This window comes from Halosegnis sp. (assembly GCF_042216475.1).
In the GTDB taxonomy this organism is placed as follows: Archaea; Halobacteriota; Halobacteria; order Halobacteriales; family Haloarculaceae; genus Halosegnis.
The window spans coordinates 64629-84556 of the sequence record NZ_JBDGTV010000008.1 but is presented as its reverse complement, the minus strand read 5'-3'; the positions used below and the strand labels follow the sequence as shown (position 1 = coordinate 84556).

At 66.8% G+C, this 19928-nt stretch carries 28 protein-coding genes and 2 tRNA genes; 18 read left to right on the top strand and 12 right to left on the bottom strand.

What is annotated here, in order from left to right:
- Positions 1-51: 51 nt before the first annotated feature.
- Together ABEJ63_RS04660 and ABEJ63_RS04655 are read right to left on the bottom strand one after the other, a co-directional pair.
- Positions 52-2322, bottom strand: coding sequence for a CDC48 family AAA ATPase (locus ABEJ63_RS04660; protein WP_375795188.1), 2271 nt, complete (start codon positions 2320-2322; stop codon positions 52-54).
- Positions 2319-2552, bottom strand: a complete 234-nt coding sequence (locus ABEJ63_RS04655; RefSeq protein ID WP_375795187.1) for a hypothetical protein — start codon at positions 2550-2552, stop codon at positions 2319-2321. The genes ABEJ63_RS04660 and ABEJ63_RS04655 overlap by 4 nt, the downstream gene beginning before the upstream one ends.
- A gap of 144 nt (positions 2553-2696) precedes the next feature.
- Between ABEJ63_RS04655 and ABEJ63_RS04650 the strand changes: the two genes are divergently transcribed.
- Positions 2697-3458: an alpha/beta fold hydrolase gene (locus ABEJ63_RS04650; protein WP_375795186.1), complete on the top strand. Its 762-nt coding sequence runs from the start codon at positions 2697-2699 to the stop codon at positions 3456-3458.
- On the opposite strand, the gene panB is transcribed toward ABEJ63_RS04650, so the two are convergent.
- The gene (panB, locus tag ABEJ63_RS04645) at positions 3452-4258 is read right to left on the bottom strand and encodes a 3-methyl-2-oxobutanoate hydroxymethyltransferase (protein ID WP_375795185.1); all 807 of its coding nucleotides are present in this window, start codon (positions 4256-4258) and stop codon (positions 3452-3454) included. The genes ABEJ63_RS04650 and panB overlap by 7 nt on opposite strands.
- Before the next feature lie 85 nt (positions 4259-4343).
- On the opposite strand from panB, the gene ABEJ63_RS04640 reads away from it, so the two are divergent.
- A complete protein-coding gene (locus tag ABEJ63_RS04640; protein WP_375795184.1) occupies positions 4344-4652 on the top strand; it encodes a transcription initiation factor IIB family protein in 309 nt (102 codons plus the stop codon).
- 2 nt (positions 4653-4654) lie between these two features.
- Here the strand turns inward: ABEJ63_RS04640 and ABEJ63_RS04635 are convergent, their stop codons facing one another.
- The 8 genes from ABEJ63_RS04635 to ABEJ63_RS04600 are packed head-to-tail and all read right to left on the bottom strand — an operon-like array spanning position 4655 to position 11545.
- Complete coding sequence (locus ABEJ63_RS04635; RefSeq protein WP_375795183.1) at positions 4655-5158, bottom strand: phosphopantetheine adenylyltransferase; 504 nt, start codon at positions 5156-5158, stop codon at positions 4655-4657.
- A 50-nt stretch (positions 5159-5208) separates the two neighbouring features.
- Entirely contained in the window at positions 5209-5703 is a 495-nt protein-coding gene (locus tag ABEJ63_RS04630) for a helix-turn-helix domain-containing protein (protein WP_375795182.1), read from the bottom strand.
- 58 nt (positions 5704-5761) lie between these two features.
- Positions 5762-6835, bottom strand: coding sequence for a glutamate--cysteine ligase (locus tag ABEJ63_RS04625; protein WP_375795181.1), 1074 nt, complete (start codon positions 6833-6835; stop codon positions 5762-5764).
- 38 nt (positions 6836-6873) lie between these two features.
- Complete coding sequence (locus tag ABEJ63_RS04620; RefSeq protein ID WP_375795180.1) at positions 6874-7512, bottom strand: fibrillarin-like rRNA/tRNA 2'-O-methyltransferase; 639 nt, start codon at positions 7510-7512, stop codon at positions 6874-6876.
- Positions 7505-8359: an NOP5/NOP56 family protein gene (locus tag ABEJ63_RS04615; RefSeq protein ID WP_375795179.1), complete on the bottom strand. Its 855-nt coding sequence runs from the start codon at positions 8357-8359 to the stop codon at positions 7505-7507. Before ABEJ63_RS04615 ends, ABEJ63_RS04620 begins: the two co-directional genes overlap by 8 nt.
- Positions 8360-8399: 40 nt before the next feature.
- Positions 8400-10334, bottom strand: coding sequence for a prolyl oligopeptidase family serine peptidase (locus ABEJ63_RS04610; RefSeq protein ID WP_375795178.1), 1935 nt, complete (start codon positions 10332-10334; stop codon positions 8400-8402).
- Between the two features lie 13 nt (positions 10335-10347).
- Positions 10348-10683, bottom strand: a complete 336-nt coding sequence (locus ABEJ63_RS04605) for an antibiotic biosynthesis monooxygenase family protein (protein ID WP_375795177.1) — start codon at positions 10681-10683, stop codon at positions 10348-10350.
- Between the two features lie 37 nt (positions 10684-10720).
- Positions 10721-11545: an alpha/beta fold hydrolase gene (locus tag ABEJ63_RS04600; protein ID WP_375795176.1), complete on the bottom strand. Its 825-nt coding sequence runs from the start codon at positions 11543-11545 to the stop codon at positions 10721-10723.
- Between the two features lie 97 nt (positions 11546-11642).
- Between ABEJ63_RS04600 and ABEJ63_RS04595 the strand changes: the two genes are divergently transcribed.
- From ABEJ63_RS04595 to rpsB, 16 genes are all read left to right on the top strand, one after another.
- The gene (locus ABEJ63_RS04595) at positions 11643-12683 is read left to right on the top strand and encodes an Mrp/NBP35 family ATP-binding protein (RefSeq protein ID WP_375795175.1); all 1041 of its coding nucleotides are present in this window, start codon (positions 11643-11645) and stop codon (positions 12681-12683) included.
- A complete protein-coding gene (locus ABEJ63_RS04590; protein ID WP_375795174.1) occupies positions 12680-12961 on the top strand; it encodes a hypothetical protein in 282 nt (93 codons plus the stop codon). Before ABEJ63_RS04595 ends, ABEJ63_RS04590 begins: the two co-directional genes overlap by 4 nt.
- Positions 12948-13136 (top strand): hypothetical protein, encoded by a 189-nt coding sequence (locus ABEJ63_RS04585; RefSeq protein ID WP_375795173.1) that lies wholly within the window; start codon positions 12948-12950, stop codon positions 13134-13136. Before ABEJ63_RS04590 ends, ABEJ63_RS04585 begins: the two co-directional genes overlap by 14 nt.
- Before the next feature lie 163 nt (positions 13137-13299).
- Positions 13300-13382, top strand: a tRNA-Ser gene (locus ABEJ63_RS04580).
- Between the two features lie 19 nt (positions 13383-13401).
- Entirely contained in the window at positions 13402-13929 is a 528-nt protein-coding gene (locus tag ABEJ63_RS04575) for a 30S ribosomal protein S13 (protein ID WP_375795172.1), read from the top strand.
- Positions 13929-14459: a 30S ribosomal protein S4 gene (locus tag ABEJ63_RS04570; RefSeq protein ID WP_375795171.1), complete on the top strand. Its 531-nt coding sequence runs from the start codon at positions 13929-13931 to the stop codon at positions 14457-14459. The genes ABEJ63_RS04575 and ABEJ63_RS04570 overlap by 1 nt, the downstream gene beginning before the upstream one ends.
- On the top strand, positions 14456-14839 hold the full coding sequence (locus ABEJ63_RS04565) for a 30S ribosomal protein S11 (protein WP_375795170.1): 384 nt from the start codon (positions 14456-14458) through the stop codon (positions 14837-14839). Before ABEJ63_RS04570 ends, ABEJ63_RS04565 begins: the two co-directional genes overlap by 4 nt.
- Before the next feature lies 1 nt (position 14840).
- A complete protein-coding gene (locus ABEJ63_RS04560; protein WP_375795169.1) occupies positions 14841-15587 on the top strand; it encodes a DNA-directed RNA polymerase subunit D in 747 nt (248 codons plus the stop codon).
- A gap of 173 nt (positions 15588-15760) precedes the next feature.
- Positions 15761-15845: transfer RNA gene (locus ABEJ63_RS04555), tRNA-Leu, on the top strand.
- 27 nt (positions 15846-15872) lie between these two features.
- Positions 15873-16223, top strand: coding sequence for a 50S ribosomal protein L18e (locus tag ABEJ63_RS04550; protein ID WP_375795168.1), 351 nt, complete (start codon positions 15873-15875; stop codon positions 16221-16223).
- A complete protein-coding gene (locus ABEJ63_RS04545) occupies positions 16220-16657 on the top strand; it encodes a 50S ribosomal protein L13 (protein WP_375795167.1) in 438 nt (145 codons plus the stop codon). Before ABEJ63_RS04550 ends, ABEJ63_RS04545 begins: the two co-directional genes overlap by 4 nt.
- Complete coding sequence (locus ABEJ63_RS04540) at positions 16651-17049, top strand: 30S ribosomal protein S9 (RefSeq protein ID WP_375795166.1); 399 nt, start codon at positions 16651-16653, stop codon at positions 17047-17049. Before ABEJ63_RS04545 ends, ABEJ63_RS04540 begins: the two co-directional genes overlap by 7 nt.
- A gap of 11 nt (positions 17050-17060) precedes the next feature.
- Positions 17061-17255 carry a DNA-directed RNA polymerase subunit N gene (locus ABEJ63_RS04535; RefSeq protein ID WP_375795165.1) on the top strand — a complete coding sequence of 65 codons (195 nt, stop codon included), beginning with the start codon at positions 17061-17063 and terminating at the stop codon, positions 17253-17255.
- Entirely contained in the window at positions 17252-17428 is a 177-nt protein-coding gene (locus ABEJ63_RS04530) for a DNA-directed RNA polymerase subunit K (protein WP_375795164.1), read from the top strand. The genes ABEJ63_RS04535 and ABEJ63_RS04530 overlap by 4 nt, the downstream gene beginning before the upstream one ends.
- The gene (eno, locus tag ABEJ63_RS04525; RefSeq protein WP_375795163.1) at positions 17425-18621 is read left to right on the top strand and encodes a phosphopyruvate hydratase; all 1197 of its coding nucleotides are present in this window, start codon (positions 17425-17427) and stop codon (positions 18619-18621) included. Before ABEJ63_RS04530 ends, eno begins: the two co-directional genes overlap by 4 nt.
- A complete protein-coding gene (gene rpsB, locus ABEJ63_RS04520; protein ID WP_375795162.1) occupies positions 18618-19382 on the top strand; it encodes a 30S ribosomal protein S2 in 765 nt (254 codons plus the stop codon). Before eno ends, rpsB begins: the two co-directional genes overlap by 4 nt.
- Before the next feature lie 16 nt (positions 19383-19398).
- Here the strand turns inward: rpsB and ABEJ63_RS04515 are convergent, their stop codons facing one another.
- Positions 19399-19887 carry a hypothetical protein gene (locus tag ABEJ63_RS04515; RefSeq protein WP_375795161.1) on the bottom strand — a complete coding sequence of 163 codons (489 nt, stop codon included), beginning with the start codon at positions 19885-19887 and terminating at the stop codon, positions 19399-19401.
- Positions 19888-19928 lie beyond the last annotated feature (41 nt).

Sequence of the window (19928 nt, the reverse complement as noted above, 5' to 3'; positions counted from 1 at the left end):
GCTGGTCGTTCGTGAACCGGCTATAGAAGGAGTCGAAGGCGCCGGACTGGCTTACTGGAAGGTTCGGGAGACCTCGGGTTCGTCCGGCTCGTCGGTGCCGAAATCGCCCTCATCGAGGTCTTCGTAGCTGCGGCGCATCTCCTCGTCGACGCTAGCGCCGACTTCCTCAAGCGCCTGCTCGAAGTGGTCCATCGTCACGCGGACATTGCCAACCGAGCGGTCGGCGTCCTCGCGGTCGACACTGTTGATGAATTCGCGGGTCGCAGCCATTGACGCCTCTCGGCAGACGGCCTCGATATCGGCGCCAACGTAGCCGTCGGTCCGGGCCGCAAGGGCCTCGAGATCGACATCGTCGGCCAGCGGCTTGTTCCGCGTGTGGACCCCGAAGATGGCGCGCCGCGCCTCTTCGTCGGGCACCGGGACGTGGACGTGGCGGTCGAGCCGGCCGGGCCGTAGGAGCGCCGAGTCGATGAGGTCCGGGCGATTTGTCGTTGCGACCACGACCACATCCTCGAGTTCTTCGAGGCCGTCCAGCTCGGTCAGCAGTTGGGAGACGACCCGCTCGCCAACTCCCGAATCGCCCATGTTGCGGCCGCGCTGGCCTGCAATGGCGTCGATTTCGTCGAAGAAGATGACGGTCGGAGCGTTCGAGCGGGCCTTCTCGAACACCTCGCGGACGCCCTTCTCGGACTCGCCGACGTACTTGTTGAGCAGCTCGGGACCTTTGATAGAGATGAAATTCGACTCCGCCTCGTTGGCGACGGCTTTTGCCAGCAGCGTCTTGCCCGTCCCCGGCGGACCGTACATGAGTACCCCCTTGGCCGCCTCAAGATCCATCGACTCAAACACTTCAGGGTAGTCAAGTGGCCACTGGATAGTCTCACGGAGCCGCTCTTTGGTCTCTTCAAGACCACCGACGTCAGCCCAGGTCACGTCGGGTACCTCGACGAACACCTCCCGCATTGCGCTGGGGGTGATGCCCTTCATGGCGTCTTTGAAGTCTGCCTCAGTAATCTCGATGGAGTCGAGCACTTCGGCGTCGATTTCGTCGGCCTCAAGGTCGAGTTGCGGGCGGACGCGCCGAAGCGCGTTCATCGCTGCCTCCTTCGTCAGGCTCTCGAGGTCGGCGCCGACGAAGCCATGGGTCGAGTCGGCGTACCGGTCAAGATCGATGCCATCGACCAGCGGCATCCCGCGGGTGTGGACCTGCAGAATCTCTTTGCGGCCCTTCTTGTCTGGAATGCCGATTTCGATTTCACGGTCAAACCGGCCTCCACGACGGAGCGCAGGGTCGATTGCGTCGACGCGGTTCGTTGCTGCGATGACGGTCACCTGGCCGCGCTCGTCGAGCCCGTCCATCATTGACAGCAGTTGCGCGACGACACGCCGCTCAACATCACCACTGGTCTCGCCTCGCTTGGGGGCAATTGAGTCGATCTCGTCGATGAAGACGATGGCCGGCTCGTTCTCCTCGGCTTCCTCGAACACCTCGCGGAGTTGCTCTTCGCTCTCGCCGTAGTACTTCGACATGATCTCCGGCCCGGAGATGTCGGTGAAGTATGCGTCTATCTCGTTGGCGACGGCCTTGGCGATGAGCGTCTTGCCCGTGCCCGGCGGTCCGTGCAAGAGGACGCCCTTCGGCGGCTCGATGCCGAGCTGCTTGAACAGCTCCGGGTGTCGCATCGGCAGCTCTATCATTTCACGGACCTGCTCGAGTTCTTCATCGAGCCCACCGATGTCCTCGTAGGTAACCGACGGCGTAGTGGGCTCGCTCGCGCTGGGGCCAGACTCACCGCCGACGATCTGTTCGGCCGGCTGTTCAGAGACGCTTACCTCCGTCGAGTCGGTGACGACGACCGTCCCGGAAGGGTCGGTCTCCGCAATCTTCATGGGGATCTTTTGGCCGCCGCGCGAGGAGAACGCGCCAAAGCCGAAGGAGAAGGGCACCTGCTGGCCGCGGGTGACCGCCTGACCGGAGAGCTTGTCGCGAATGGGACCACCGATGTTCCCGCGAATGCGAAGGTTGGCGGGCAGGGCGACGGTGATTGACTTGGCGGGCTTCACGTCCGCCTTCTCGACGCTCACGCGGTCGTCGATGCCGACGCCAGCCTCCGACCGAAGCTGGCCGTCAATACGAACGACGCCCTGGCCAGTGTCCTCGGGGTAGCCGGGCCAGACGCGAGCCACCGCCCGCCCGTCGCCGCCGTCGATGAGAACGTAGTCGCCGTTCTCGAGGCTGAGCTCCTCCATGGCCTCCCGGTCGACAGCCGCGAGGCCACGGCCGGCCTCGCTCTGCTTCATTGGCTTGACGACAAGCTTCATGCGTGCACCTCCACGGTCACGATACCGTTGTTCGCGCGTGCGTTGGTGTCCCCTGCAGGGAGATCGAACTCGAACTGCTCGTCACCAACGACGACAATGGCAGTGCCGTCGACCACGTCGACGGCTGCGTCCCCATCGAAGTCGGCGACAAAAGTCACCGTATCCCCGTCGTCGTATCGGGTCGCGACGACATCTTCACGGCGGCCAAACTGCTCTTGGAATCCGTTCATGCTAACTCTAAGTTAGTCGTAGTAGTATATAAACCTTTGCCGCAAATGCGGGGCAAATATAAAAGAAGACAACTACTGTTTGTTTGTGGTTCGTGGCCAAGAGGCCGTCGGCGGCTTCAAGAGTCGCCGGTGGCGAACACCAGTGTGACGACACATACGCTCAGGCACGCGGGACGGACCGTCTGCTATCGGCACTTTGGCGGTGACGGCCAGCCGGTGATGTACGTCCACGGTGCCGGTGGCGACAGCCGCCTGTGGACTGAGCAGGCGCCGATTGGTCCGGGCGTCGCTGTCGACCTGACTGGCCACGGCGGGAGCGACGACGCGGCCCTCTCGCCTGGTCCTGAGACGCTTGACGCCTATGCAGCTGACCTTTGTGCCCTCGCCGACAAAACGGACGCGCGAGCGGTGGTCGGCAACTCGATGGGCGGGGCTGTCGCGCTGTGGGCTGTCCTTGAGGACGATCTCACACCCGGGCGGCTGGTACTGTGCGGGACAGGGGCGAAACTTGGCGTCGGTGAGGACCTGCTCGCGTTGCTTGAGAGAGACTTCGAAGCGGCCATCGGGTCGCTCGCTGAACCGGGGCTGCTCTTTTCAGATCCAGAGTGTGCGCCAACGGACCGCGCGCTGGCGGCGCTCTGCGAGACGGGCTCCTCGGTGACGTGGCGTGACTTCGCCACCTGCGACAGCTTCGACGTGCGTGACCGACTCGACGCCGTGGACGTACCAACGCTCGCACTCACCGGCGAGGACGATGGGATGACACCGCCCGCATTCACGACATATCTTGGAGATGCGCTTCCGGACTGCGAGACGGCGCTACTCGCCGACTGCGGGCACTTGTCAATGCTCGAGCAGCCGAGGGCATTCAACGAGCGGGTCGCCACCTTTCTCGGTTGTCAGTAGACATCTTCCACCCCAGATTCATGATGGGTGTGCTCTTCTGCGGGGAATTCGCCTGATTCGACATCCTCCTTGTAGCCGGCGACAGCCCGCTCCATCTCGCCTCGCACATCGCCCCAAGACCGCGAGAATGGCGCTGTGTCCGTTGATCGGCCAATCACCTCGTCGACGACGAGTACCTGGCCGTCGCAGTCTGGGCCTGCACCGATACCGATAGTAGGAATCGAAAGCCGTTTGCTGACCGCTGCCGCAAGGTTTGTCGGAACATGTTCAAGCACTAGGGAAAAAGCGCCTGCTGCCTCGTGAGCCTCCGCGAGTTCGAGGATTTCCTCTGCGCCTTCCATGTCGGTCCCCTGTCTGAACAGGCCTGTCTCGTTTTCATGCTGTGGCGTCAGCCCAAGGTGGGCCTGAACAGGAATTCCTAACGCGACCAACCGCTCGGTCAGCTCGACAGTGTGTGGTCCCGATTCGAGCTTCACGCCGTCGGCGTTGGCCTCCTTCAGCATTCGGCCGCAGTTCTCGATGGCCTCCCCACGGTCGGCACCGTACGAGAGGAACGGCATATCCGCTAGGACGAGCGCGTTCTCAGTCGCCCGGGCGACGGCGGCCGTATGGCTTGCCATTTCGTCGACCGTCACTGGGAGCGTCGAATCGTAGCCCAGTTGCGTGTTCCCCAGCGAGTCGCCCACCAGAATGATATCGATGCCCGCCTCGTCGACAACCTTCGCCGTCGGCGCGTCGTACGCGGTCAGCATCGTTATTGATTCTCCATCCGCCTTGTCGCGGATGTCCTTCGCTCGCATGGCCGGCCGTCCGGTTGCGGAGGCGATAAACCCCGTGCCGTGGCCGCGGCCGTGACGACTATAATGTAGGTCCCGTAGAACTGGTGTGTACCGCGCGAGCGACGAGGTGGAGAACGAGGAGTGGTTGGCCACGCTTGAGGGTGGTGCAGACCGGCTCAATCTGCCCAGCGAGACGCGCACACGGGCAGCCGACCTGTTCCTCTCGACGGTGCCAGAGGCCGACCGTTCTAAGCAGCCGGCACTCGCGGCGGCCGTCTACGTCGCTTCACTTGCCACCGGCGAGGCCCGCTCGCAGCAGGACGTGGCCGACGCCTTCGACGTATCTCGACTATCCGTCCAGGGACGCTGGAAGGCGCTGATGCGCGAGGCGGGCCTCGAGCCGCCCTCTTGGTGACCTCACTCGGAGATTTCCCCACGTTCGGGGGCCCGTCCGTCGCGGTCGGGGGTACGGTTGCCGTGGACGTCTATCTCGCCGTTAACAATACGCGTCGAGGAGATGATGCCGCCGTCTTCGGCGCGAACATGCTCGACTACCTCAATGTCGAGCGGGTCGAGCCCCCGCTCCTCACGGATGTCGTTGATACGGTGCCCCCCTTCCACCGTTTCGGGTGAAACAACAAGCGCGTCGAACCCTGGTTCCGTCGCAATTCCCGTCGGCTCCTCGAGCCTGCGGACTTCGAACTCGCGGCCGTGGTCATTGGCAAACTCGGTAAGGACGCCCTCAAGATCGCGTTTCCGCTCGGCAAACGGGCGGACGTACCGGTCTTCCGAGCGAGTCTTCGGCGCGAGTTCGTCACTCGTGAGGCCGACAGTCACGTCGCCCAGCTCGAAGGCACGGGCGAACAGCGCCCGGTGGCCGTCGTGGACCGGGTCAAACGTCCCGCCGAGCGCGACCTGCATATCCGCCGTCAGGACGCCGCCCGGTAAAGTGGTTCCGCTCGCGGGAGCGGCTACTCCGCCTCTGTCCCCAGCCCCGAGTCGGCGGTGTCATCGGAGACTGAGACGGACACGGGTCCTTCTTCTGGCTCCGATTCGGTCCGGCGGCGCCGGGCTGACCGACTGACGCCGAGCACGTCATCGAGATTAAACACGGTGTTAAGCTCGGCCTGTACCTCTTCAACCACCTCTCCAACGAGGTCTGACGGCGGGATAGCCTCATACTCGTACGGGTTGTTGCCTGCCCCGTCGGCGGCCCGCTTCTCGCGACCGACAATACCCTCGTCGGTGAGCGCCGCCAGCGCCTCGCGGACAGTGCTCGGGTACAGGCCCGTCCCTTCGGCGACCTCCTCGCTCGTTGCTGGCGCATTCGTACGAAGATAGACGTAGATGCGCGCGCGTGTTTCCGTATCAAGCACCCATGCGAGTAAATCAACGATACGCTGATCTATCCCCTCATCTGTTCCGTCGGGTCCCCCTCGTGACCCGTCACCGTCGTCCGCTGACATGTGTCCTCTCGGCGAGGACGTAACGGAGTAATTGGCAAAAATCCAACGCTCGCGGCGGTTACAGCAGCAGTGATTCGCAGAGCGCATCGACGCCCTCCGTCTCGCGGAGTCGCCGCTGGCGCTGTGCGCCCGATTCGGAGTCGTACAACTCACGGATACCAGTAACGCCGAGCCGGTCTGTCTCCCGATCGACGAGTTCGCCCAGCGACACCGTCTCATTGAACTCGCGGCCGAGCAGTTCCGCGTTCTGTCCGTGCCGTATCGCGCGCCACTTGTTCTCGTCGAGCAGTTCGCGACGGTGCCGATAGCCCGCCTCACCGTCCTCGTAACGGGCCGCGAGGTCCTCTACGAGCGCGTGGACGTATTCGGCAAAGGCGAGTACCCGCTGTGGATCGGACTGGCCGTCAGGCGTCCGCACCTCAACGGTCCCGTGACCGGAGTGGGGACGAACGTCGTACCAGAGTTCGCCGCGGTCGTTGATACTGTCCGTCTCCACCATCGTCTGCTCAAGCCGTGCGAACGTCTCGAAGTCGTCGAATGCCGTCGGGATGCCCGTGTTCGGGAGGTTCTCGAATATTTTGGCGCGAGCGGATGCCAGCCCAGTGTCGAAGCCGTTCCAGTACGGCGAGTTTGCCGACAGGGCGAGCATGATGGGGAGATACCACCGGAGTTCGTTGGCCACCCACGTCGCCTTGTCTGCGTCGTCCACGCCGACGTGAACGTGGAGTCCTGCGGTGGTATTGCGGTGCTGCGGGTACTGGATACGGTCGAGTTGTGCGCGGTAACGGGGTTTCTCAGCGTGATCAAGTTCGCGCCACTTCGCCAGCGGGTGGAGTCCCGCCGCCGCGATGCCAAAGCCGTGGGCCTCCGCATAATCGACGAGCGCCTCGCGGACGGCGTTGAGCCGATCTTCTGCCTCGGCGAGTGATTCACAAATTGGTGTCTGCGTTTCGATGACGCACTTGAATAATTCGTGGTCAAGCCGGCCCTCCAACAGTTCTGGCGGCTCGGACTCGTAGACGAGTTCGTCCGTGCCGGCGGTCGGCCGGCCATCTGCGTCGACAACATAGAACTCCTCCTCAATGCCGAGGGTGCCCATCCGATCGAAGGCGTCGGCCGACCCCAGTTCCATCGGCGGGGAGTGTGCCCGCCGCGGGTAAAGCCGTTCCGCTACTCGTTGCCCCGGCGGCGTGCGACGACGCCAAGATGGTCCTCGTGGAACGGATTGAGTTTCCCCGTCTCAACCAGTTCGTATTCCTTGCGGAGCGTGTCGAGCGACTGCTCAAACACTGTGTCCGGAGCCGCGGTGACATCCTCCGAGCGAGCCTTGATAACCGCAACCAGTAGGCCACCCTCTGGGAGGAATCGAGCGTTAGCCGTTGCCACCTGTGCTTGCCCGCGCGTTGCCACGTCCTGTACCACGACGTCCACCGGCTCCACGACATGAGCGTACGTTTCGGGTTTGCGGGCGTCTTTCAAAAGAGGGAACAACCGGTCACGCGACTCAGCAACCTTGAGGAGGTCCCGGGCGGGGCGGGGTGCGAACTCGACGGCGTACGTCGGTCCTGCAAAGTCGGCGACGTGCGAAACAGTAGTCCCCGAAGCAGCGCCAAGATACAGCGTTGTCTCACCCCCTGATAGCGGCACATTGAAGTCGTGCTCGAACATCGCCCCCAGTTTCGAGCGGCGGGCATCCCACGCGCGCCAGCCGTCAGTGGTCGGCTCACCGTAGACGGGCTCACCGCGGGTCGCTAACCGCTCCTCGCCGTCGAACGTGCGCCGGTCAACGCCAACTGGCAGGTTACTCACCGCGCTCACCCTCTTCAGCACGGGCGTGGATGGTCGCCATCCGTTCCTCGAGTTGGCGCTCTATCTCGGGGTTGAACTCACCGCGGTAGTAGTCGCCCCGTGCCGCGATGGCAAGTTTGCCAGCCAGCGCGCGGGCAGCGCTCCCGCGGTCCTCCGGGCGCGTGCCGCGGACGTACTCGTGGACGTAGATGACGCCGTGTTTCGGCGAGGGGGCGTGCCCGCGCAGGTGGGCGAACAGTGCGTCCTCGGCGCCGAGCACCTGCACCGTCCCCGCGGGCTTCTTCGCTAGCGACTCCAGTCCGCCCGCCAGCGCGATGAGCCGCGCGGCCAGCACCGGTCCGGCGAGGTGCGCGAGGTTGGGCGCCACCTCCGGGGCGGCCCGCTCGACGTACGCCCGGAGGTCGGCCGCCTCCTCGTCGAGCGCCACGGCCCGCTCGGCCAGCGAGACGGCCCGCGCCTCGGCGGGGCCAGACGGCTCGCGGTCGGCCACCGCACGGGCGCCGTCGACGCCGGCCTCGACGCCCTCGAAGAGACTTCCCGCCCACTCGTGGAGCCGCTCGGCGAGTTCGTTCGCCGTCCGCTCGCAATCGTCCATCGCCCGGACCGCGTGGACCAGCTGGCGGTCGTCCGCGCGCTCAGCCTCGCGGACGGCCGCCCGGGTCGCCGCGATCGTCGCCGCCCGGAGCCGCTCGTAGTAGTCGTCGGCGTCCTCGGCGAAGCCCGCCTCGACGGCCCGTTCCGGCCAGTCGTCTGGGGTCTCCGCGCACCCGTCGCGTACCGCCGCGGCCGCGCTCCCCGAGTCCTCGGGATCGGCGTCGGCGAACCAGCCGCCGGTGTCCTCGCTCATGCCCGGGGCTACTCCCCCGACCCGTAAAAGGCGTTCTCGCCTACCCGTCCTCGGCAACCTGCTTGTGGTACTCGCCGGCCGTCAGCACCAGAGCGTCGGCGCCGTCGGCCTCGAAGCCGAAGACGCCCGCGTAGAAGCCGAGCTCAGCCGTCAGCGCCCGCCGGCGGGCCGAGGCCGTCCGGAAGCCGTGGCGCTCGTCGGGGAACTTGAGGTAGGCGTACTCCGTGCCGGAGTCGACGAGCGCCTCGACCAGCTGCTCGGCCTGTTCGGGCGGGACGACGCGGTCCTCGCCGCCTTGGAGGACCAGCAGCGGCGCGTCGATGCCGTCGGCATGCTCGGCGGGCGACCGGGCGTCGTAGGTCGCCGCAGCCGCCGGGAGCGGACCGACCAGCCCGTCGAGGTAGCGGGACTCGAACTTGTGGGTGTGCTCCGCGAGCGCACGCAGGTCGGCGACGCCGTAGTAGCTGGCGCCCGCGTCGAACGTCTCGTGGAAGGCGAGCGCGGCCAGCGTCGCGAAGCCGCCCGCGCTCCCGCCGCGTATCGCCAGCCGGTCCGGGTCGGCGTCCCCCCGGTCGGCGAGGTGGCGGGCGGCGGCCACGCAGTCAGCGACGTCGACGACGCCCCACTCGCCGTCGAGCGCCTCGCGGTACGCGCGTCCGTAGCCGGTCGAACCGCGGTAGTTCACGTCGACCACCCCGACCCCGCGGGTCGTGAAGAACTGCACCTCCGGGTCGAGGACGGGCCGCGCCTGGCTCGTCGGCCCGCCGTGGACGCGCGCAACGAGCGGCGGTCGTTCGCCGTCGGGCGCCCGCACGTCGGGGTTAGTCGGCGGGTAGTAGAGCGCGTGTGCCGCCGCGTCTCCCGACGGGAACGTGACGTGTTCGGGCACGGAGACGTACTCGTCTGCGACCGGCAGGTCGAACGACCGCCGGAGCCGCGTCACCGACCCACCGGGACGCCACCGGATTACCGTCCGCGGCGTCCGCGGCCCGCCGGCGACGGCCGCCACCGTCTCGCCGTCCGTCGCCACGCGGGGGTGGGGGTAGGCCGCGAACGGGAGATTTGCCGGCTCGAACGCGCCCGTCCCGGGGTCCAGCAGCCCGAGGTCGTCGGTGCCCTCGCGGTTGCGGACGGCGACCAGCCGGCCGTCCGAGAGCGGCGCGAGCGTCGCCAGCCCGAAGATCCACTGTGGCGTCCCATACTCAGCGGCCTCCTCGCGCACCGGCCGGACCCCCTCGTCCGTGAGCGCGTACACATTCCACCAGCCCGTCCGGTCGGAGACGAAGTAGAGCCTCCCGTCCGGCCCCCACGCCGGACAGAAGACGGACTCATCGGGGCCGCCGGCGACCGTCCGCTTGTCGATCGGTCCGTCGTCTCCGAGCGCGGCGACGGTGAGCCGCGTCCCATCCCACGGCATCTGCGGGTGGTCCCATACGGTCCACGCCAGCCGGTCGCCCGACGGCGACGGCCGGGGGAACGAGTAGAAGTCGTGGCCAGCGGCGATGACGCTCGGCTCGCCGCCGTCGAGCGGGACGGCGACCAGTTCGTTGACCGGTTCGCCGTCTGTGTCGTGGCGCTCGCGGACGGCGTAGAGCCGGTCGCGGACCGGGTCGGGCTGGACATCGGCGTAGCGGTGTGCCCGCGGCTCCGGCGGGGCAGGCGTCACCGGCGTCGGCCCGTCCGGACCGGTCCGGTAGAGCCGGCCGTCCTCAAAGCGGCTGTAGACGACCGTCCCGTCGACGACGGCGAAGTCGCCGCCGCCGTACTCGTGGACGGTCGTGCGGACGTCGTGGTCGTCGGGGGTAACGGGCGTCCCTTCCCGGAGGACGACCCCTCGCCCCCCCTCGCTCGGTCGCCGCTCCAGCCAGTAGACGCCGCCGTCGGCGACGGCCACGGTCCCGAAGTCGACGTGCTCTGCGGTGACCGTCTCGGCGTCCAGCGGCGACGGCCACGCGCCGTACGGCGTCTCGTCCATGCCCGCCGTTCGGCTACCCGTCACCTTGTAGTTGGGGTGGCTCGCGGGCGCGCACCTCGTAGTGGGTCGCCGTCTCCTCCCAGCGGACGAGCAGCGCGCGGGCCGGCTCGGGGACGTGGGCCCGCTCGGGGTCGGCGCCGGCGAACGCCTCGACGGCCGCACGCGAGTCGAAGTAGATGGTCGTCGCGAACGCCACCTCTTCGCCGGCCGCGCGCCGGCCGAGTTCGTAGCCGCGCAGTCCGTCGCCGGCCTCGCGGGCGAACCGGGGGAGCAGGTCGTCGGTCAGCAGGCGCTCGTAGGCGTCGGCGTCCTCGGGCGCGGTCCAGCCGCGCCAGTGGCGGGCGAGCACGCCCGTACTTCCGGCGCGACGGGCAAAACGCTAGCCGTCACCGCCCGGCGAGGTGGCGGGCGACGGCGGCGTCAACGCGGCCGGTCGTCACCATCGCGTCGTGGCCCCACCCGTCTAGCCGCTCGTGGCACGCGTCCAGTCCGCGGGCGGCGGCGGCGAAAGCCCCGTCGGTAAAGAACGGGTCGCGGGTGCCGCCGACGACAAGCGCCGGCACGTCAAGCTTCCCGAGCCACGGCGTCGCGTCGAACGCCAGCGTCGCGGCGATCGTCCGGCGGAAGTCCCGGTCCGGCGGGATGCGGACGCGGTCGAACACGCGGGCGAACAGCCCGCCGGCCGTCCGTGCGGGACCGGTCGCGACCGCGCGGACGCCCGCCCTGTAGACGCGGCGCCACTCGCCCTCGCGGGCCCACCGGTCCCACGTCGCCAGCGACTCGCGGCCGTGTCGCGATAGCCAGGCGGCCGACAGGCCGAGCGCGACCGACCGGACCCGCTCGTCCCGGCGGGCCAGCGCCAGCGCCGCGAATCCGCCCATCGAGACGCCCAGCACGTCACACGGACCGAACGCGTCGAGCGCGTCGCGGTAGCCGTCGGCCATCGCGCCGATGCCCTCTGGGACGCCGGGCGGCCGCGACAGGTAGTAGACCGTCCGCGGCGCCCCGGCCGCAGCGCAGGCGCGCGCCTGCCGGCGACAGTAGGCGACGAGGAGCGCGTCGAACCACGCCTGCTCGCGGGCGCGCAAGAGAGGGTCGTTGACGCCCGGCAGGACGACGAGCGGCGGCCCCTCGCCGTAGCCGACGTACGGGTGTGCGGCGGCGTGGCCAGCCCGTAGCCACTCGGCCCGGCGCCCGAAGTGCCCCGACATCGCCCGCCGGTTCGGCGCCGGTGGGGAAAGCGGCGGCGGTTTCGCCCCGCAGCCCGCCGACACAACCCTTATTCGCGGGCCTCGGCTACCCGCTCGCATGGATACAGACGCCGTCCGCGACCTGCTCCGGCAGGTCGAGGACCCCGACTTGGGTGACGACATCGTCTCGCTGGGGCTGGTGAACGCCATCGACATCGACGGCGACGTGGTCTCGGTCGACCTGGCCTTAGGGGCGCCCTACTCGCCGACCGAGACGGCGCTGGCCGACGAGGTGCGCGAACTGCTCACCGCCGAGGGACTGGAGGCGGACCTGACGGCCAACGTCGACCGCGGACTCGACCCCGACGAGCAGGTGTTGCCGGGCGTAAAGAACGTCATCGCCGTCTCCTCGGGGAAGGGCGGCGTCGGCAAGTCGACGGTCGCGGTGAACCTCGCGGCCGGCCTCGCGGATATGGGCGCCAGCGTCGGCGTGTTCGACGCCGACGTGTACGGCCCGAACGTCCCCCGGATGGTCGAGGCCGACCAGCAGCCGCAGGCGACGGCCGACGAGACCATCGTTCCGCCCGAGCGGTTCGGGATGAAGCTGATGAGTATGGCCTTCCTCGTCGGCGAGGACGACCCCGTCATCTGGCGGGGGCCGATGATCCACAAGCTCATCACCCAACTCGTCGAAGATGTCGAGTGGGGCACCCTCGACTACATGGTGGTGGACCTGCCGCCGGGCACCGGCGATACGCAGCTGACGCTGCTGCAGTCGGTCCCCATCTCAGGGTCGGTCATCGTGACGACGCCACAGGAGGTGGCGCTGGACGACGCCCGCAAGGGGCTGCGGATGTTCGGCAAACACGACACGCCGGTGCTCGGAATCGTTGAGAACATGGCGAGCTTCACCTGCCCGGACTGCGGCGGCGTCCACGATATCTTCGGGTCGGGCGGCGGCCAGCGGTTCGCCGAGGAGAACGAACTGCCGTTCCTCGGCTCCATCCCGCTGGACCCGGACGTCCGTGAGGGCGGCGACACGGGCCGGCCGGTCGTGCTCGACCCTGACAGCTCCACCGGCGAGGCGTTCCGCGAGTTCGCCCGCTCAACGGCGAACATGCAGGGTATCATCCACCGCCGCCGTACCGCCGGAAGATGACGAACCCGGTCGACCCGGATCCCGAACGGGCGCGGCTCCTCCGTGCGGTCGCCGAGGAGGTGCGGGGGGACAGCTCCGAGTCCGAGCAGGTGGCCGCGATGGTGTACCGCGTCTCGGACCTGTACGACCCCGACGAGGACACCACCCCCAGTGACGTGTACCGGAACATGCGGACCATCCTGCGGGTGACCGAGCGGGGAACGCTCGCCCGCGACCGGTCGCCCGACGCCCGCGAGTCGGACGCCGGGGGCGCTGGCGCCGAGGATGACCGAGCCTAACGTCGTCGCGCGGGCGGCCGTCGAGCGCGGGGTGGTAGAGTGTCCGCTCTGCGGCCGCCAGTTGGTCGACGTGGCCGCGGCTCTAGTGACGTTCGGCCCCAGCGAGGCGACGCCGTCGACGGCCGACGCCGTCGAGTGCCCCGTCTGTGAGGGCGTCTGCTTCATCGACGACTAAGCTGCGAGCCCTCGCCGTGTCACGGTGAGACAGGCAGCACGCCGGTTCGTGACCCTTAAGTGTCGGTGTCGAGTGCGTTCGTATGCAATCGATGCAGGGGACTAGGTCCCCGAGTCCGACGCGTCCCGACTGGGACCAACTGGGCGAGGATACACGACCGCGTGTTGCGGTAGCCAAGTGGCCCAAGGCGCTGGGTTGCTAACTCAGTGGCGTCATGCCTCCGGGGTTCGAATCCCCGCCGCAACGCTCGCAGAGACAGATACACATGAGCGCGGAAGAACCAGACACCGAGGCCGAGGGCGAAGACGAGGAGGACATCCGCTACTTCGTCCGCATTGGCCAGACCGACCTTGACGGCACGAAGTCCGTTGAGCGGTCGCTAATGGAGATGAATGGTATCGGCCAGCGAACGGCCCGCATCATCGCGAGAAAAGCAGATATCGACCGCCGGGCAGTCATCGGTAAGCTTGAAGACGAGGAAATCGACGGTATCGTCGAACTTGTCGAGGAGTACGCCGACGAGGTGCCCGAGTGGATGGTAAACCACCAAGACGGCTACTTCGACGGTGAGTCAACCCACGAGACCGGCAACGACCTGGAGATGGCGCGCCGGCGCGACATCAACCGGATGAAGATGATTGACTCATATAAAGGAGTCCGCCACAAGCGCGGGCAGAAAGTGCGCGGCCAGCGCACCAAGTCAACCGGCCGGACGGAGGGAACCATCGGGGTCAACGTCGAGGCCATCAAGGAACAGCAAGCCGAAGACGCCGAAGAGGGTGGTGAAGAGTAATGCCCCTCGGGAGCAACACCAAGGCCTACGAAACGCCGAACCACCCGTATCAGGGCGAGCGGATTGACGACGAGGCACGCCTGCTCGACACCTACGGGCTAAAGAACAAGGAGGAGCTATGGCGCGCCCAATCGGAACTGCGCGGTTACCGGCGTGAGGCCCGGAAGCTGCTGGGCCGCACGCAAGGTGATGCCGAGGCGGCAGCCCGCGAAGGTGAGGAGTTCCTCGCGCGGCTGAAGCGAATTGGCGTGCTTTCCGACGAGGAGAGTCTCGACGACATCCTGTCACTGGACGTGACGGACGTGCTCGAGCGGCGGCTTCAGACGGTTGTCTACCGGCAGGGGCTGGCTAACACGCCCGAACAGGCTCGACAGTTCATTGTCCATGGGCACATCCGCATGGAGGGCGCCCGCGTCGGTTCTCCGTCAATGAAAGTGGACGTGGCCAGCGAAGATACGATCGAGTACGAGGAGCGGAGTCCGCTCGCGGACGAACTCCACCCAGAGCGTGCCGGAGGTGATCAAGAATGAGTTCCGACGAGACGTGGGGCGTCGCGCACGTGTACGCCTCATTCAATAACACGATTATCACGGTAACGGATCTGACCGGCGCGGAGACCATCGTGAAATCCTCCGGCGGCACGGTCGTGAAGCAGAACCGCGACGAGGCATCGCCGTATGCTGCGATGCAGATGGCGGAGGCGGTTGCCGAGGAAATCAAAGCCGCTGGCATCACTGGGCTTCATGTCCGTGTGCGCGGGCCAGGCGGCAACCTGAACAAGTCACCCGGACCGGGTGCGCAGGCGACTATCCGTGCGCTCGCCCGTGCTGGATTAGAAATCGGCCGTATCGAAGACGTGACTCCCATCCCGCACGACGGCACGCGGGCACCCAAGAACAGCGGGTTCTGAGATGAGCGAGCAATATGAGGTTGAGTTCATCGAACGGGACGACCGTGCGGCGACATTCCTCGTCCGCGGTGTCTCCCCCGCCTTCGCCAACGGCGTCCGCCGGGCGATGCTCGCCGACGTACCCACACTGTCAATCGACGAGGTGCGAGTGGTGGAAAACTCGTCGGTGATGTTTGACGAGCAGATTGGGCTCCGACTTGGGCTGGTGCCGTTAACGACCCCGCCCGGCGAATTTGAAGAGGGCGACACAGTCACGCTCGCACTCGACGTTGAAGGGCCGGAGACAGCCTACTCGGGCGACATTGTCTCCTCGGACGACCAAGTCAAGCCGGCAGAGCAGAACGTCCCCATTATCGATCTAAAAGAGGGTCAGCGGCTTGAGATTGAGGCCGACGCCGTGATGGACACCGGGAAGAGCCACGCCAAACACCAAGGCGGCGTTGCAGTCGGCTACCGCCACCTTCAGCGGGTTGAGGTCGTCGGCGACAACGAAGCGTTCGAGCAAGCAGAGCCACATATGGTGCGGGGAGTTATCGAGGACGACGGCGAACTCGTCCCGGCAGAGTCGTTTGGCAACGACCTCACTAACCGTTACGAGGGGAAAGAAATCGAGGTGACGGACGTGCCCAATGCGTTCGTCTTCGACGTTGAGACAGACGGCTCGATGAGCGTCGAACAGCTCGTACTGGCTGCGGTCGATTCCATCCATGACCGCGCCGAAGAGCTTGAACAAGCCGTCCAATTATAGCAACATGACCGCGCGCACCCACCCACACGCATCCGTGTCCGCTCCGGCAACGCGCCGACGGGCCAGCGGCCTCGCGCCGTGCCGGCCGTCGGGCGTCGCGAGCGCCGGCTCCGCCGGCGGCGTCGGACACATCGAAAGCGTTAGGGCGGGCGCCGCGGTACCGAAGTACGCGCGCAGGGATAGCCAAGTCAGGTCAACGGCGCAGCGTTCAGGGCGCTGTCGTGTAGACGTCCGCAGGTTCGAATCCTGCTCCCTGCACTCGTTTCTGATGGAGAGTGATACCGAATGAGTAAGACAAATCCGAGACTCAATAGTCTCATCGCCGACCTCAAGGCGGCCGCCCGCGACGGCGGCGGCGACGTGTGGGCAGACCTCGCCGAGCGGCTCGAGAAGCCGCGGCGCACCCACGCGGAGGTCAACCTCGGTCGTATCGAGCGGTACGCCCGCGAGGACGAGACGGTGGTCGTGCCGGGCAAGGTGCTCGGCTCCGGCGCGCTCCGCAAGGACGTGACGGTGGCCGCTGTCGACTTCTCCGGCTCCGCTGAAACGAAAATCGAGGCCGTCGGTGAGGCCATCCGACTGGAGGAAGCACTAGAGAACAACCCCGACGGTTCCGACGTACGGGTGATCCGATGAGCACCGCCGAGTTCGACGCTGACATCGTCGTCGACGCGCGTGACTGTATCCTCGGTCGCGTCGCCTCGAACGTCGCCCAGCGCGCGCTGGACGGCGAGCGGGTCGCGGTTATCAACGCCGAGCGGGCCGTCATTACTGGTAACGAAGACGCCACGATGGACGTGTTCCGCAAACGCCGCGAGGTCGGCTCCGACCGCGGGCCCTACTATCCAAAGCGGCCCGACCGTATTTTCAAGCGGTCCATCCGCGGCATGCTGCCGCACAAGACGACGGACGGCCGCGAGGCGCTCGAGAACGTCCGTGTCTATGTCGGCGACCCCATCGAGGGTAACGCCGAGGTGCTGGAGGGGACGTCGCTGGACCGCCTGTCGAAGATCAAGTTCACCACGCTCGGGGAGATCTCCGAGCAGCTGGGTGCTAACGTCACATGGTAACGAACACCTCAGGAAAGAAGAAGACGGCCGTCGCCCGCGCAACTGTGCGGGACGGCTCAGGCAAGATCCGCATCAACAGCCAGCCTGTCGAGCTCGTTGAGCCCGAGAGCGCCCGGCTGAAGATGCTGGAACCGTTCCGTGTCGTTGAGGACGACCTCCGCGAGGATGTCGACATCGACGTCCAGATTAACGGCGGTGGCTTTGCCGGCCGGGCTGACGCGGCCCGGACGGCTATCGCCCGTGGGCTGGTCCAGCACAACAACGACGCTGAACTGCGGGACGCGTTCATGGCATTCGACCGCTCGCTGCTGGTCAATGACGTGCGCCAGTCCGAACCAAAGAAGTGGGGCGGCCCCGGCGCGCGGGCCCGCTACCAGAAGTCCTACCGCTAGGTGATTCACACATGATGGTCCCGGTCCGGTGTTTCACGTGCGGTAACGTCGTCGGCGAACACTGGGAAGAGTTCAAGAAGCGCACACGCGAGGGCGACGAGAATCCGAAGCAGGTTCTCGACGAACTTGGCGTCGAGCGTGCCTGCTGTCGTCGGATGCTCGTCTCGCACAAGGACCTCGTCGACATCGTGGCACCATACCAATGAAGACGGACAACCGCTACGAGAAGGCGCGCATCCTCGGGGCACGGGCCTTGCAGGTGAGCTACGGCGCGCCCGTGCTAGTGGACACCGACCAGACTGAGCCAATCCTCATCGCCGCCGAGGAGTACGATGCGGACGTGCTTCCGTTCACAGTGCGGCGGGGTGACGGCGAGTGACGCTCGTCACCGAGGTGCGGCTGCGGCGCGTACTCGACTCGCGGGGAGACCCGACCGTTGAGGCCGAAGTGCGCACGGAGTCGGGCGGCTTCGGCCGCGCGGCAGCGCCCTCTGGCGCCTCAACCGGCGAGTACGAGGCTGTCGAGCTTCCCGCCGAGGAGGCGATTGCGAAGGCCCGAGAACTCGCCGTCCCGCGGATCGAGGGACAGGTGTATGCGGGCGACCAACGGTCGATCGACCGCGCGTTGCGCGGCGCCGATGGTACCGACGACTTTTCGGCTATCGGCGCGAACGCAGCTGTCGCCGTCTCGATGGCGGCGGCGAAGGCGGGCGCAGACATGCTCGGCGCGCCGCTGTACCAGCATCTCGGTGGCGCTTTCCGCGGCGAGTCGTTCCCGACGCCGCTGGGTAACGTCGTCGGCGGCGGCGAACACGCCGCGGACGCGACGGACATCCAGGAGTTCCTCGCCGCGCCGGTCGGCGCACCCAGCGTCGCGGACGCAGTGTTTGCCAACGCGGCTGTCCACGAGACGGTCGGCGATCTACTCGCCGAGCGGTCGATTCCGGCCGCGAAGGGCGACGAAGGGGCGTGGGCACCAGCCATCGACGACGAGGAGGCGCTGGCCATTGTCTCGACGGCTGTCGATCAAGTAGCAGACGAGGTCGGCTTCGAGATACAGATGGGTCTTGACGTCGCCGGCGCGGAGCTGTTCGACGGCGAGGCGTACGTCTACTCCGACACGACCCGCACGCCGGCCGAGCAGGTCGACTACATGGCCGAACTCGCGACCGACTACGGGCTGGCATACGTTGAGGATCCCCTCGACGAGGACGACTACGAAGGGTTCGCGGAGCTCACCGACCGGGTCGGCGACCGGACGCTCGTCTGCGGTGACGACCTGTTTGTGACCAACACCGACCGGCTGCGGGAGGGTATCGCGCAGGGGTCGGCCAATGCAGTTCTCGTGAAGCCAAACCAAATTGGGACGCTGACGGACGCGTTCGATGCAATCGAACTGGCGCGCAAACACGGCTACGACCCGGTCGTCTCACACCGCAGCGGCGAGACGGAGGATACGACCATCGCACACCTCGCCGTCGCCACCGACGCCCCGTTCATCAAGACGGGCGCGGTCGGCGGCGAGCGCACCGCGAAGCTGAACGAACTCATCAGAATCGAGGCAAACGCATGAGCGACAACGACGAAGGGCTGGAGACCGCCGACGAACTTGACGAGGAGCCGACGGAGGAGGCGCCCGTCGACGAGGGGGTCGTGGAGCCCGACGAGACGGACGAATCGGACGCGGCGGCCGCGGGCGACGGGGCCGACGACGAACCAGCAGTGCTTGACGAGGATGTCATGCCAGACGACGAGGCGGACCTCCTCATCCCAGTAGAGGACTACCTCGCTGCCGGGGCCCACATTGGGACTCAGCAGAAGACGAAGTCGATGGAGCGGTTCATCCACCGGGTCCGGACGGACGGGCTCTACGTACTGGACATCTCCCAGACCGATGACCGCATCCGGACGGCGGCATCGTTCCTCACGAACTACGACCCCGAGCAGATACTCGTGGCGTCCTCACGGCAGTACGGGCGGTTCCCAGCCGAGAAGTTCGCCGATGCTGTCGGCGCGCGCGCCCGGACCGGCCGGTTCATCCCCGGCACGCTGACGAACCCAGACTACGAGGGGTACATCGAGCCAGACGTGGTCGTCGTCACCGACCCCATCGGCGACTCTCAGGCGGTGAAGGAGGCTATCACGGTTGGCATTCCTGTCATCGCGATGTGCGACTCCAACAACACCACCTCAAACGTTGACCTTGTCATCCCGACAAACAACAAGGGGCGCAAGGCGCTGTCAGTCGTCTACTGGCTGCTGGCCAACGAGACGCTCGACCGGCGGGGTGCCGAGCCAGGCTACGCGCTTGAGGACTTCGAGACCGAGCTGTAACCGCGCGTCACTCTCCTCACCGTAGTTCCCGCAGGTATTCGTAGAGCAGCCGCTCCGGAAGCCGGTCGTGCCACTCTGCCGGTGATTCGACTGATTCGTTCGCCCGTGCGTCGAAGACGACGAGCGGCTGTGGCAGGGGCGGCCGGTCGGTCCCGTCGACAACATGACGGATGTGGACGTGCGAGAGGCCGGTCAGCGCGGGCGTCACCCCGTGCCGTCTCACCGCCGCCTCAGCACACTCGACATACTCTTGACCGGGCTGGAGCGACGTGCCCGGCTCGGCCCATCCCTCTTCTGTCTCGACAAGCAGGATACGGCCATCGGGGTCGCGCACCCACGCGGCGGCTCCGCCCGGCGAGTTGAGTGCCTCCGTCCGCTCGCGGAGTCGCTCGTAGTCGGCCATCGACACCTCATGGCGCTCGCGGACCACCTCTACGCGGCCATATTCGGCCGCCAGCGCAGAGAGGGTGCGGTCAAGGTGGCGGCGGGCGGCCGTAATTGACACGTTGACCTGTAGGGACGGCACCGGCTTAGTCCTCCCGCCCG